The sequence below is a fragment of the Marinobacterium iners genome (genome assembly GCF_017310015.1).
GTDB classification, from domain to species: domain Bacteria; phylum Pseudomonadota; class Gammaproteobacteria; order Pseudomonadales; family Balneatricaceae; genus Marinobacterium; species Marinobacterium iners.
The window spans coordinates 3,137,718-3,150,551 of the sequence record NZ_CP022297.1; the positions used below are offsets into that span (position 1 = coordinate 3,137,718).

Sequence of the window (12,834 nt, forward strand, 5' to 3'; positions counted from 1 at the left end):
TCATGAGACTGATCAGAATACGCTGGTTACTGCTGCTGAGCCTGATACTCGGTCCTGCCACCCTGCTTGCTGAAGAGGGCGGTGGCATCGACATGAATCCGGTACGTAGCATCGTATTCAGCAAAAGCCTGACCGAGCTGGACCAGAAGTGTGTCAGCTGCCACCAGGATGAGCACCCGGGTGTTGTGGCCGACTGGAAGAAGAGCCGCCACAGCCATGTCGGTGTGGGATGTAATGATTGTCACGCTGCCAACAAGGGAGATGTGGACGCCCAGCTGCATGCCGAGGAAGGTCTCAGCAACGTCTATATCACACCGCTGGTCTCGCCCGACACCTGCGGTCGCTGCCATGCCCAGGAGCAGGATGAGTTTAACCACAGCGGTCACTTCCGCGCCTATCGTCAGATCATTCCAAAGAACAGCCTGCACGCGCTGGTTAAGTTCCATGAAGGTCGTGATAACCCCGAACTTGGCAACGCCCCGGACGAGACCGGCTGCATGCAGTGCCACGGCACCGAGATCAAGCTGATGGCCGATGGCAAACCTGATCCGTCAACCTGGCCCAACTCCGGTATGGGCAACATCTATCCGGACGGGGCAACCGGCAACTGCGGTGCCTGCCACACCCGCCATCGTTTCTCGCTGGCTGAAGCGCGCAAGCCAGCCGCCTGCGCCAGTTGCCACATGGGGCCTGACCATCCCGATATTGAAGTATTCGAGAACAGCAAGCACGGCCAGATATACGCGACAGAAGGCCATGAGTGGACCTGGGACAGCCCCGCCGATGGCTGGGAGCCCGGTGACTATCGCGCCCCCACCTGCGCCACCTGCCACATGAGCGGTATTGGCAAACTCGGCTCCACCCACAACATTACCGAACGCTTGTACTGGAACCTCTGGGATGAGCGTTCCGAGAAGCGCAACTCCACTGACGTGATGAGTCCGTTGCTGGGGGATGGGGATCGCGGTCGCAAGCTGATGATGCAGGTCTGCAGCTCCTGTCACGGTGAGTCACACACCAAGGGCTTCTTCGCTCAGGGTGACAAGGCCGTCATGCTCTACAACGTGGAATATTATGACCCTGCCAAGAAGATGCTGGAGGATCTGAGAGCCAAGGGACTGCTTAAAGAGAATCCATGGACCGATGAGTTCCAGATTACTTTTTACCACCTCTGGCATCACGAAGGCCGTCGCGCCCGTCATGGAGCCATGATGGCAGGCCCGGACTACGCTCATTGGCACGGTTTCTTCGAGCTGCAGCAGGACATGTACAAGCTGGAAGCACTGTATGAGAAACGGATCAAAAGTGGAAAAATAGAGGACTGACCCTCAAGCGGTCGGTGACCGCCCTCAATGACGAGGGCCGGTCACCGAATCCATTAGTTGCTGTACGTCTTCAGCACTGGTCTGTTCAAAATTGTGCCAATCAAGGTAATACTCGCTCAACAATGGGTTGGCCTGCACCTGATCCGATTCATCATGCGCCTTGTGCAACTCGATATGCATCGGTGAAATAACCAGTACACGCTGTTCCTCTTCCCAAAGCACTTGTTGCAAATCATACAACGCATTCATGATGATGAAGTGTTTGCGGTAAAGCGCCAATGCACCGTCCGCGTTCAGTTCATCGAATGCGTGCTGCTGTTCCAGCGTACGCATCAAATGATACTCACTGACCCCTTCTGGGTGTTGTCGCAGTTCATTGAGCACCTGCGGCAGGATAGGATTGATCATGCGACACCTTCTGCACCTGTCTTTCTGTATTGGACCTGTTGCATTATAGTCAATGTGATTCCAGCGCCGGCAATACGGCAGACAAAGGATATGTGCGAGGTCAAGTATGGATGAACTCTGGCTGCTTTTTCTGGCCCTCCCCCTGTTTTTGTTGGTCGGCGCGGCGCTTGGCATTCGGGCCTGGGTAGTGACCCGCCAACTGCGTGAACAGGTAAGCCAGCTGCAACACCAGCTGAAGGCGCTGACGCAACAGGGCTTCCATCCGTCATCAAGCACTTCGCAACCTGATCAGGAAAAACGGCCAGCTTCGGCCGCTCAGGCAGCACCCATACCACCTGTACAGGAGCTCCCGGCAGATGCCAACTGGGGCATCATCACCTCAACTTCTGCAGCTTCAGCCGCACCATCTTCATCGCGCCCAACGCCTGACAAACCGCCATCTCAATCGCAGGCAGGGCTGGTTAGACGCTTAACTGACAGCCTTAAAGAAAACTGGATGATCTGGCTGGGTGGCATCTGTGTCGGCCTTGCCGGAGTGTTCATGGTGCACTACTCCATCGAGCAGGGGCTGATGGGACCTGAAACTCGGGTCATTCTATCCATGATCGCAGGTGTGGGATTGCATGGTTTGGCCGAGTGGCTCAGGCGCAAACGCGGCCAGAATGATGTATTCGCAGCGCTTGCCGGTGGAGCCAGTATCATTCTGTATGCCGCACTCTTTGCCGCTTTCAAGCTGCTGGAGAGTATTTCACCCGGATTGATATTCGCGGGCATGGCGCTGGTGTCCTTTGCCACACTGGCACTTGCCCTGAGGCACGGGCCCGTGCTGGCAGCACTGGGCATTTTGGGCGGCTATCTGGTACCCATTCTGGTCAGCACCGGCTCTGGGCAGATCGAACTGGCACTGGTCTACATCAGCATCCTGACACTGTTTTCGCTCTGGTTACTGGCCTATGTGGAACGCCTTTGGCTCTGGGCAGGTGTCATCATCGGCAGTCTCGGTTGGTGGGGTTTAAGTCTTGCCACTACACCTGCTGACGGGGTGCGCTCGCTTTATCTGCTGGCATTGGCGTATCTGTTTCTTGCCGTACCCACTCAGGATTGGCTACTGCAACAGACAGGGCCCTCTGCCAACCGCTGGCTCGATCTGTTGCATCAGGTTCGTGGCCAACGCCATTGGCCGGTATTGCCAACCCTGATTCTGATCGTATTGGCTCAGGGTTACACACTGGCACTTGAAACCGTCCATGCCAGCAGTTACCTCACTCTGCTGCTACTGCCTGCACTGTTATTGCTGGCAGCAAGCCGGCGCCCACTTTTCAACCCGCTGCCGGCACTGATACTGGCAACAACCGCGCTGGCTGTGGTGATGCCGATGCTGAGTTATTTCGGCGATCAGCTACTGTTTACAGCTCCCGATGCAACCACTCAGGCCGCACTGGTCTCCCGCTTTGTAATGCTGACCATTCTGTTCACGGCAGGCCCTGCATGGCTGGTGTTCAGGCGGGTGCAACATGCCGCCTTCTGGATCGGCCTCGGCTGTTTGACGCCGTTGCTGATGCTGGCACTGAGCTATTACCTGTTTACCGCTTTCAGCAGTGACTGGGCCTGGGGCGGTGCCGCATTAATACTGGGGCTGATCTACCTGGCTCTGTCACGAATCGCCCTGCAGCAGCCCGGCAGCGACCTGGTGCGAGTACTGCTGATCAGCAGTGCCCACCTGGGACTGTCGCTGGCAGCCGTTATCTGGCTGGTGGATGCGACACTGACACTGGCACTGGCCGTTCAGTTGATCAGCCTGTCATTGCTGCAACGTCACTACCAGCTGCAGTGGTTGCCCTGGGTTATCCGACTGGTGCTCGCCATCGTAGTATGCCGATTGACCTTCAACCCCTGGCTGTTGAGCTATGCCAACGACAGCCACTGGTCACTCTGGACCTACGGTGGCGCCAGCGCCTGTGCTGCCGCCGCTGCCTGGATTCTGCGAAGTGATGTGAAAATGACTGCCTGGCTACAGGGCGGTGCAGCCCACCTGCTGATACTCACGCTGGCAGCCGAAGTCCGCTGGTGGCTGTATGATGGCGATATTTTCCGGCAGGAATACAGTTTTCTGGAAGCCAGCCTCAACACCCTGATCTGGGGCAGTGCCGGTTGCATCTACCTGTGGCGTGCGCGACTCAGCCAGCATCTGACACGTTTCTATCAGGTGATCGCAACACTCCATCTGCTCGCTGCAGCCGCCAATCACCTGATATGGGTTTTACTAATTTTCAACCCGCTCTGGAGTAGTACCGAGATCAGTGACACCCCGCTGTGGAACCTGCTGCTAATCAGTTACGGTGCCCCCTCGTTGTTGCTGGTACTGCTATGGCGACAGCTGCCTGCAGCAATAGGTCGCTGGGCAGGACTGGCCGCCGGGCTGAGCCTGCTGCTGTTCATCTCCATGGAAATCCGCCACCTGTGGCAGGGTGAACTGAGTCTGGCCAGACCGACTCCGGATGGAGAGCTGTACACCTACTCCGCCATCTGGCTGCTATTGGCCTCGGCAGCACTGCTGGGGGGAAGTTGGCTCCACAGTCGGACACTCTACCGCAGTGGAATGGCATTGCTGCTGGTTGTGGTCGCCAAGCTATTCCTGATCGACATGTCAGACCTGACAGGGCTCTGGCGGGTAGCCTCCTTCATGGGGCTAGGGTTGGGACTGCTGGCGTTGGCATGGCTGCATCAACGGCTAACGCCGGCAGAAGACCTGCCGCACGAGCCTGCCCCGGTCGCGGGTCGGACCGGAGCAGGCTCGTGAAGGGTCAGTGAGTGCTGACAGGCTCGGGTCGCTTCGCCAGCCGACGCCCGAGTCTGCGCAGATCTTCCAACAGCATGAAGTTGACCGGCACCATGATCAATGTGACGACCGTCGCAAAGATGATGCCGAAGCCCAACGAAACTGCCATCGGGATCAGGAACTGGGCCTGCACCGCCTTTTCAAACAACAGTGGCATTAAGCCGATAAAAGTAGTGAGCGAAGTCAGCATCACAGGTCGGAAGCGTGCAACCCCCGCAACCAGCACCGCCTGTCGCGTTGCCTCGAAGTGTGAGTGCTCTCCTCCCGCCTGCAGCTCCTTGCGCCGCTGGTTGGTGAAGTCCACCAGTACCAGGCTGTCGTTCACCACTACGCCAATCAGAGCCATCAACCCCAGCAGGCTCATGATGGTCAGGTCCATCCCCATGATCCAGTGACCAACAATCGCTCCAATGGCGCCAAAAGGAATCACCGACATCACAATCAGCGGTTGCAGGTAGGAGCGGAACGGGATTGCCAACAGGCTGTAGATCACGAAAAACACGAATGCCAGCCCCAGTGCCAGCGAGGCAAAAGACTCCCGCTGCTCTTCGGCCTCCCCTTCAAGGCTGAATTCTGCACCGGGATATTGCAGCACCAGCTCAGTCAAAAATTCGTTTAGATCGCGATTCAGCACCGTGGTATTGGTGTTGACCTTGTCCATATCGGCGACCACATTGGCGGTACGATACTGGTCAACACGGTAGATGGCCGAAGGGCTTTTGCCCGGCACCAGCTGCGCCACTTCATCCAACGGTACCTGCCCGGCACCCGGGGTGTTAATCAGAATCCCCTTGAGGCCGGCAATCGCCTGACGCTCTTCCAGCGGCAAACGTACCATCACCCTTACATCGTCTCGGCCACGCTGTACCCGCTGCACCTCGATACCGAAAAAGTTCTGCCGCACCTGACGAATGATGTCACTGCGAGTCAGGCCAAGCAGATGAGCCTGTGGTGTCAGCTCCAGCTGCAGCTCTTCCTTGCCGTCTGACAGGTTATCGGCGATATCAAACAGGGTGGGATAGGTTTCCAGTCGCGCCTTTACCTGCTGCGCCATGGCACGCAGATCATCCACATCTCCCGAGCGCAACTCGATGCTGACCGGATCACTGGCTCGCCCTATTTCCGCTCTGAAAGTCAGCGTCTCGGCTCCGGGGATCGGCCCGATTCGCTCACGCCATTCGTTAATGAGTGTCGAAGCGCTCACCTCCTGCTCCCGCTCTTCAGCCGGCTGCAGCTCAAAGCGAATTCGGCCCGTTTCGGCACTGCCACCGGCACCGGTAGTGGAAAATATATTCATGATCACACTTTCACCGGTATTCGGATCCCGGTAGTCCTCCTGCAGTGCCCGAGCCGCTTCGACCATCCGCACGATATGGCGGTCGGTCACTTCAAAGGGGGTACCGCTGGGCATCGTCAGCGAAGCGCGCGCCGTATCCGCTTCAACCCGCGGGAAAAACACGAAGCGTGTCCAGCCCGACAGAATAAAGGCCAGTATCAGAATGAACACGCCGCTGAACAGCGCCAGTGTAGTCAGTCGATGTTTCAGGCTCAGCGCCAGCAACGGCTGATAATACTTGAGAATCATGCGCTCAAAACCATCGGCAAAACGCTGCTGCATCTGCGACAGCCTTCCCTGCTGTTCAACTTCGTTCTGACGCAGCTTGAGGTGCTTCAAGTGGGCCGGCAATACGAACTTGGACTCGATCAGCGAAAACAGCAGCACCGGAATAACAACGACCGGTATCTGGGCGAACAGCGCACCACGGGCACCCTCGATAAAGCCAATTGGCAAGAATGCTGCAACCGTGGTCAGCACACCGAAGGTCACCGGTACCGCTACTTCCTGTGTGCCACGAATGGATGCCTGCAGACCGGACTCGGCATTGCGCAGGTGACTGTAGATGTTCTCACCGGTGACGATGGCATCATCCACCACAATCCCCAGTACCAAAATAAAGCCGAACAGTGACAGCACGTTCAGGGTAACGCCGAACAGTGGCATAACAAGAAAGGCGCCCATAAAACTCACCGGTATACCGATAAACACCCAGAACGCGATGGAGGGGCGCAGGAACAAAGTCAGCAGCAGCAACACCAGGATGCCGCCCTGCAGTGCGTTTGTGGTCAGCGTCTTGATTCGGCTTTTGACCAGCAGTGAACCGTCGCCCCAGTAACTCAGCTCCAGCCCCTGCGGCAGGTTGGCCTGCTGCTCATGAACATAGGCCTTGACCTTGTCGGCCACTTCGATGGCACTTTGATCACCGACACGATAGACATCCAACATTGCTGCAGGTTTGCCGTTAAACCGGGTACGCAACGCCGACTCTTCAAAGCCATCGGTCACGTTGGCGATATCCCTCAGTCGCAGCAGACTGCCATCGGTGTTGGCCTTGATGACCAGCGGCTCAAACTGGTCACGATAGTACGCCTGCCCCTTGGACCGGATCAGAATATCGCCGCCATCGGTGCGGATGTTGCCGGCTGAGAGATCCAGTGAACTGTTGCCGATCCGCTCGGCCACTTCCGACAGCGTCAGATCGTAGGCGCGCAGCTGATCCTGTGACAGCTCGATGGCGATCTCGTAGTTGCGTACCCCGTCCAGCTCGACCTGAGTAATCCCCGGCGTGCGCAACAGATCATCACGCACCCGCTCGGCATAGCCGCGCAGCTCCTGTTCACTCAGCTCTCCGGCGACGGCGACCGTAATCACGTCACGCTTGAAAGTGGCCAGTGAGATGACCGGTTGATCCGCCTCACTGGGGAAGGTGCCGATTTCATCCACGCGCGACTTCACATCCGCCAACAACTCACGGGCATCGTAGCCGCTGTCGACTTCGATCGTGATCGTCGCCCCCCCTTCTACTGAACGGCTGTTGATCTGTTTCACCCCCTCCAGATCACTGACCGCCTCCTCGACCCGAGTTGCAAGACTCAGCTCGGCATCTTCAGGAGTTGCGCCGCGCAGACTGACATTGACACTGATGGTGTCGGTCTCGAAACTGGGAAAAACCTCCAGCGGAATATTGTATTTGAGCGACATCAAGCCGGTGAACAGAATGGTCACCATCAGCAGATTGGCGGCCACATGGTTGCGTGCGAACCAGGCGATCATGGCTGTTCTCCTGCTGCACGGCGCTGACCTTGTACTGCAGGCCCTTCGGAGTGTTGTTCCGATTCAGGCTTGGCCGCACCACGAATTTTGACCGGCGTACCTGAAATCACCTGACCGAGCGACGTCAGCACCAGTTCGTCACCGGGCTCAAGCCCTTCGCCGATCAAGGCCTCGGTCTCATTCTGCCAGTCAATGCGGATCGGCTGACGCTGCAGTACACCGTTTTCAACACGGTAGACATAACTGCCCTGATAGATGGCACGGTTGGGAATCACGATTGCATCCGGAATTTCCCGCCCCTCGATGCGCGCAGTGACGTACTGACCCACTTTCAACGGAACCCGATCAACTGCCTTCTCGCCATAGGGGTCATCCAGCTGCGCCAGCACATGTAACTGACGGCTGGTGGCATCGATAGCGCCTTCCGTCTGCACAATACGGCCGCTCCAAACTTCACGCTGAACCAGATCAGAGATCAGCTCAACCCGTGGCTGTGTGCCACCGGTCTGGTCAAAGCGATATTCTTCGGGCAGATCCACAAAGCCAAGATCACGACTCTGCAACGGCAGACGCACTTCGAGATAGTCCACTGCGTAGATCTCGGCAAGGGTGGTATTGCTGGACACCACCTGCCCCAAATCAACACTTTTTTCCAGTACACGGCCGGCATAGGGGGCACGGATGCGGGTCCGTTCCAGATTAAGCCGCGCCTTGGCCAACACCGCCTCGGCCGACGCCAGACTGGCACGGGCACTGGCCAGTTGAGGCTTGCGCAACACCAGTGCCGGTGCCTGTCCGGAGTTCCCCAGACGCTCCCAGTCTGCAGCGGCCTGGTCGGCCCGTGCCTGTTCTTCGGCCAGTTGCTGTCGGGCACTGATCACGCTGGCTTCAGCCTGCGCCACTTCGGCCGCATAGTCACGGCTATCCAGCCGGATCAGCTCTTCACCCTTCTCGAAAAAGCCTCCAGCACGGAAATCAGCGGCCAGCCAGACAACCTCACCGCTAACCTGCGGTTGCAGAGTGCTTTGGGTACGTGGCCGAATGCGACCGTAGCTTTCGATCATCACCCGGTAGGGAGCAGCAGCAATGGTTTGGGTATCTACATTTATTCTGGCCGGTTGCGGCGGCTTACCACGGTGCACTTCAGGTGGATTGCTGTATATAAGCCAACCGAATGTGGCCATTACCAGAATGACGATCAGGGGAAGAATACGTTTGATCATTGTCCGGCAGGCTCCTGCTCAGGCTCTGTTGTTGGAAGGTCGGTTTGAAAAGTGCCGCCCAGCGCACGATACAGCTCGATCCGGTTCTGGAGCAGCTGGCGGCGCAGCCCCAATACACTGGTCTGGGCATCAAAGGAGCGTCTCTGGGCTTCCAGAACGGTGGTGTAGCTGGTCAAGCCCTTCTGATACTGCTCAAAGGCCAGGTTTTCGGCATGCACGGCATTGCGCTGAGCCTCAAGGTACTGAGCGTGGCGTTCGAGCAAACTCTGTCGAAGCGACAATGCATTTTCCACCTCGGCCAATGCGGCATACACTGCTTCCAGCCAGCGTTGTTCCAGCTCCTGCCGACGCGCCAGCGCCTGATCCTGCAACGATGCCTTGCGACCGGCATCGAACAGTGTTTGCGTCAGCCTCGCACCTATGCTCCAGCTCAGGTTGCCCAGTGACAACAGATCACTGAGGGCATCACTGCTGCCCCCAAGGCCCGTACTGGTCAGACCAAGGCTGGGAAAGCGATCACGGTGGGCAGCGGCCAGAGCCGCATCGGCTGATAATAGTTCCAGCCACTGCTGCTGCAGATCGGGGCGACGGGTCAACACATCGGCCGGCAAACCTGCCGGTATGTCAGTCTCCAGCCAGGGCAACGCGGCTTCTGCGATCAACCGAGCGGACGGATAGCGCCCGAGCAGCAACTCCAGCTCACGACGAATTTCAGCCAATTGCTGAGTTTGCTGTTCAACACGGGCGTTTTCGGCATGCAGGTTGTTACGCGCCAGATACAGGTCTAACGCCTCATTCAGCCCCTGGCGATAGCCGGATGCAATCACCTCGACATTCTGTGCCAGATTGTCACGACGCTGACGGTACAGGTCGAGCAGCAGCTGGGCTTCCTGCAGAGCAAACCACTGAGTGCCAAGCTTGACCACCAGCGATTGTTCCTGTTGTCGCAACCCGGCTTCAGCCGCAGCCAGATCAAGTCGGGCCTGACGCTGACGCGCACTGAGTCTGCCCCACAGATCCAGATCCAGGCTGATACTGAAATCGAGGGAGTCTACCCGATCACTGTCTTCCCTGCGGGTACTGCCCAGATTAAGTGCCAGCGAAGGCAACCGATCTGCACGGTTTATATCCACAGCTTCACGGCTGCGACTCACATTGTACCGAGCGGCCTGCAGTCCGGGATTGGCCGCCAGGGCTTCCGTCGCCAGTTCCTGCAAACGTGGATCATTCAGTTGCACCAGCCAGCCACGCAGCTCTTCCGAGACCGGTTCCGTGTCGCTCCCTTCAGCGCTGGTCCAGTTGTCGGGCAGTTCGGGTTGCGGCGACATCAATTTTGGCGGGCTGCTGCAGGCGCTCAGCACCAGCAGCATGGGTAAAAGGAGTAGGATTCGCACATCGGTTCCCTGTTTCGTACGGATACAAACCGGCAGCACGCACCATACAGTGCGCCAGCCAGTCCCGTGAGAGCCTTATATTAGAGGATTGTTCCTTTAGCGGCAGCGGCTTTTACAGATCTTTACATGCTCAGCCGCCGGAGCGGAGCAGTTCGTAGGCACGGCGAACTTCAATGAACGCCTCACTGTCTCCCCCTTTGTCTGGGTGAAGCTGAGCGGCCAGTTGGCGGTAACGACTGCGAATTTTTTCCTGGCTGGCACCGGCGTCAAGCTCCAGTGTTTCCAGCGCCTTGTGCCGCGCACCGGGGTGATCGAGTTGTTCCATGAAGCCGGCCAGCAGGCGCTGTACATCTCGTGCACTGGTGTGTTGCAGCTGCGTCCAGTCAAGATAGTAGTCACGCAGAGGATCGGCCGCTCCGGGGACGGATGCCTGCTCGGTGATACTGTCTACCGGGTCAGCATGGCAGCGTACACTAAGCGGAGAAATTTCAAGTCTCAGTTGTTCTTCGTACCAGAGGCGGGTCTGCAGAGTATAAAGACCGTGCATGATCATGAAGTGTTTCTGAAACAGGCGCAGCTGATAGTCATCGGCCAGTTCGGCAAAGGCAGGATGCGCTTCCAGCCCTTTCATCAGCCTGAACTCGCTGATCCCGTCCGGATGGGCCCTCAGCAGGGCCAGCAGTTCAGGGATCAGGGGGTTTGAAGCTATGTCAGGGCTCATTTCGACTCCGTTCAGCGCTGTATTTGTTCAGTGGCGGTCTGGCACAATGCACCTATTATTCGATTCAACTCCCCAGCTCAAACAAAAGGCAGACTCACCATGCTGTTGCGACTTTTTATCCTGCTGTTACTGGCGCCTGTTGTCCATGCTCAGGAGTGGAAAAAAATTCTTGATCTGGCACCTGAAGGCAGTCAGATGGCACTTGTGGTGGCACCCTTGAGTACAACGGGTGCCCTGGAGATCGATTACCGCGGCGACACTCTGCTGCCTCCGGCCAGCACGTTGAAACTGTTTACCGCCACAGCCGCCGAGCTGACACTGGGGCCGAACTACCGCTTTCCCACTCGCCTTTGGCAACGCGGCCAACAGCAGGGTGGTCGCTGGCAGGGTGACCTGCTGTTTGAATTCACCGGCGCACCTGACCTGAGCGTGGCCCAGCTGGGTGAATTACTGACACAACTGCGCCAACAAGGTGTACGCGAAATAGAGGGAAACATTCTGCTCGATACCAGCCGTTTCAGCGGTTACGACCGTGCCCACGGCTGGCCCTGGAATAATCTGGGCGTGTGTTACAGCGCACCCGTGACGGCATTGACCCTCGAAGGCAACTGTATTCAGGCAAGCCTGAATAGCAGCGGCAGCGGTAAGCCCGCCCGCTTCTTTGTGCCGGCCCATCAGCCGATCGAAGTCACGTCCAGCGTAATGGTGCTGCCAGAAGAACAGATCGAACAACAGCTGTGCGAACTGGAAGCTCACTTGGGTCCTGGCAACCGTTACCATCTCAGCGGCTGCATCAGTGATCAGCGTGATGTACTGCCGCTCAAGTTTGCCATCAACGACCCTGTTGCCCACGGCAAGGCACGTATTCGTCAGGAACTCAGCCGACAGGGTATCGTACTAAGAGGCGATATTGTGCCGGGGGCTCTGGGTTCGGGTTGGCAGCTGCTGGCGCAGGTACAGTCAGCGCCGTTGGCTGAACTGTTGCAACAGACCCTGCAGCGTTCCGACAACCTGATTGCAGACTTGTTGCTTAAAACCCTGCCGATCCACTCCGGTGAAGCCGGCAGCTTTGCAAGCGGCGTCCGCGCCATGAAAACGATTATCCAGCAGCATACCGGTGTTGACCTGCATCTGGCGGCCCTCAGTGACGGCTCAGGCCTGTCACGGGACAATTTGATTCAGGCCCGCCAGCTGGCCAACCTGCTGCGCTGGCTGGCTGCCCACTCCGAACTTCACAGCTACCAGTCACTGCCGGTTTCGGGTGCCAGCGGCACCCTGAAATACCGTGCCAGCACACGACAACCCCCGTTGCAGGGAGCGATCAAGGCGAAAACAGGCACCGTCAACGGAAGCCGCAATCTGGCCGGATACATCGATACGGCCTCAGGTGAACGCTATGTATTTGTACTGCTGCTGAGCAGTATCAGCCTGCCGGAAAAATTCCACGGCCCCAGCCCGATCACGGCATTTGAACGTGAGCTGCTGGAATGGATTTACCACAACGGCTGAAAAAACAAACCCGCCAAGTTCGGCGGGTTTGTTTTAATGTCCTGTTGGCGGCCAGAAAGATTATTTCTGTTTTTTGCCGTCTTCATTCATCAGCTTGCGAACCTTGATGAAGGCCCACACCATCACTGCAGCCATACCCACAATACCCAGCAGGCTCGGCGCCAATACCTCGAAGCTGTACAGATCAATCCCGAACATCACAATCACCTTTACGTTCGTTACCCTAGTTGGGAACAGATTACCTCTTAAGCCTGGAGCACATATTGACTCAGCTCAACGAGTCCTCCTCTCGACTTTTCAGCA

The 12,834-nt window shown here is 57.5% G+C and carries 9 protein-coding genes; 3 read left to right on the forward strand and 6 right to left on the reverse strand.

The window, feature by feature from the left end; genetic code table 11:
- The first annotated feature begins 2 nt into the window (after positions 1 to 2).
- Positions 3 to 1,325 carry a multiheme c-type cytochrome gene (locus CFI10_RS15120; RefSeq protein ID WP_206835890.1) on the forward strand — a complete coding sequence of 441 codons (1,323 nt, stop codon included), beginning with the start codon at positions 3 to 5 and terminating at the stop codon, positions 1,323 to 1,325.
- Positions 1,326 to 1,349: 24 nt separating this feature from the next.
- On the opposite strand, the gene CFI10_RS15125 is transcribed toward CFI10_RS15120, so the two are convergent.
- The gene (locus tag CFI10_RS15125; RefSeq protein ID WP_206835892.1) at positions 1,350 to 1,733 is read right to left on the reverse strand and encodes a DNA-J related domain-containing protein; all 384 of its coding nucleotides are present in this window, start codon (positions 1,731 to 1,733) and stop codon (positions 1,350 to 1,352) included.
- 106 nt (positions 1,734 to 1,839) lie between these two features.
- On the opposite strand from CFI10_RS15125, the gene CFI10_RS15130 reads away from it, so the two are divergent.
- Positions 1,840 to 4,533: a DUF2339 domain-containing protein gene (locus CFI10_RS15130; protein ID WP_206835897.1), complete on the forward strand. Its 2,694-nt coding sequence runs from the start codon at positions 1,840 to 1,842 to the stop codon at positions 4,531 to 4,533.
- A gap of 4 nt (positions 4,534 to 4,537) precedes the next feature.
- Here CFI10_RS15130 and CFI10_RS15135 read toward each other — a convergent pair whose 3' ends face one another.
- The 4 genes from CFI10_RS15135 to CFI10_RS15150 all read right to left on the reverse strand — a co-directional run bounded on the left by CFI10_RS15135 (position 4,538) and on the right by CFI10_RS15150 (position 11,022).
- A complete protein-coding gene (locus CFI10_RS15135; RefSeq protein ID WP_206835900.1) occupies positions 4,538 to 7,684 on the reverse strand; it encodes an efflux RND transporter permease subunit in 3,147 nt (1,048 codons plus the stop codon).
- Positions 7,681 to 8,907, reverse strand: coding sequence for an efflux RND transporter periplasmic adaptor subunit (locus tag CFI10_RS15140; protein WP_206835902.1), 1,227 nt, complete (start codon positions 8,905 to 8,907; stop codon positions 7,681 to 7,683). The genes CFI10_RS15135 and CFI10_RS15140 overlap by 4 nt, the downstream gene beginning before the upstream one ends.
- Positions 8,904 to 10,277: an efflux transporter outer membrane subunit gene (locus tag CFI10_RS15145; RefSeq protein WP_277987761.1), complete on the reverse strand. Its 1,374-nt coding sequence runs from the start codon at positions 10,275 to 10,277 to the stop codon at positions 8,904 to 8,906. The genes CFI10_RS15140 and CFI10_RS15145 overlap by 4 nt, the downstream gene beginning before the upstream one ends.
- 154 nt (positions 10,278 to 10,431) lie before the next feature.
- Positions 10,432 to 11,022 carry a DNA-J related domain-containing protein gene (locus CFI10_RS15150; RefSeq protein WP_206835907.1) on the reverse strand — a complete coding sequence of 197 codons (591 nt, stop codon included), beginning with the start codon at positions 11,020 to 11,022 and terminating at the stop codon, positions 10,432 to 10,434.
- A 99-nt stretch (positions 11,023 to 11,121) separates the two neighbouring features.
- On the opposite strand from CFI10_RS15150, the gene dacB reads away from it, so the two are divergent.
- Positions 11,122 to 12,531 (forward strand): D-alanyl-D-alanine carboxypeptidase/D-alanyl-D-alanine endopeptidase, encoded by a 1,410-nt coding sequence (gene dacB, locus CFI10_RS15155; protein WP_206835909.1) that lies wholly within the window; start codon positions 11,122 to 11,124, stop codon positions 12,529 to 12,531.
- A 60-nt stretch (positions 12,532 to 12,591) separates the two neighbouring features.
- Here dacB and CFI10_RS15160 read toward each other — a convergent pair whose 3' ends face one another.
- Positions 12,592 to 12,729, reverse strand: coding sequence for a hypothetical protein (locus CFI10_RS15160; RefSeq protein WP_175527677.1), 138 nt, complete (start codon positions 12,727 to 12,729; stop codon positions 12,592 to 12,594).
- Between the last annotated feature and the right edge of the window lie 105 nt (positions 12,730 to 12,834).

Coding starts and splice junctions, on each gene's coding strand:
- CFI10_RS15160 (WP_175527677.1), bottom strand. CDS start 12,729: ATGTTCGGGATTGATCTGTACAGCTTCGAGGTATTGGCGCCGAGCCTG.
- CFI10_RS15145 (WP_277987761.1), bottom strand. CDS start 10,277: ATGCTGCTGGTGCTGAGCGCCTGCAGCAGCCCGCCAAAATTGATGTCG.
- CFI10_RS15120 (WP_206835890.1), top strand. CDS start 3: ATGAGACTGATCAGAATACGCTGGTTACTGCTGCTGAGCCTGATACTC.
- CFI10_RS15140 (WP_206835902.1), bottom strand. CDS start 8,907: ATGATCAAACGTATTCTTCCCCTGATCGTCATTCTGGTAATGGCCACA.
- CFI10_RS15130 (WP_206835897.1), top strand. CDS start 1,840: ATGGATGAACTCTGGCTGCTTTTTCTGGCCCTCCCCCTGTTTTTGTTG.
- CFI10_RS15135 (WP_206835900.1), bottom strand. CDS start 7,684: ATGATCGCCTGGTTCGCACGCAACCATGTGGCCGCCAATCTGCTGATG.
- dacB (WP_206835909.1), top strand. CDS start 11,122: ATGCTGTTGCGACTTTTTATCCTGCTGTTACTGGCGCCTGTTGTCCAT.
- CFI10_RS15150 (WP_206835907.1), bottom strand. CDS start 11,022: ATGAGCCCTGACATAGCTTCAAACCCCCTGATCCCTGAACTGCTGGCC.
- CFI10_RS15125 (WP_206835892.1), bottom strand. CDS start 1,733: ATGATCAATCCTATCCTGCCGCAGGTGCTCAATGAACTGCGACAACAC.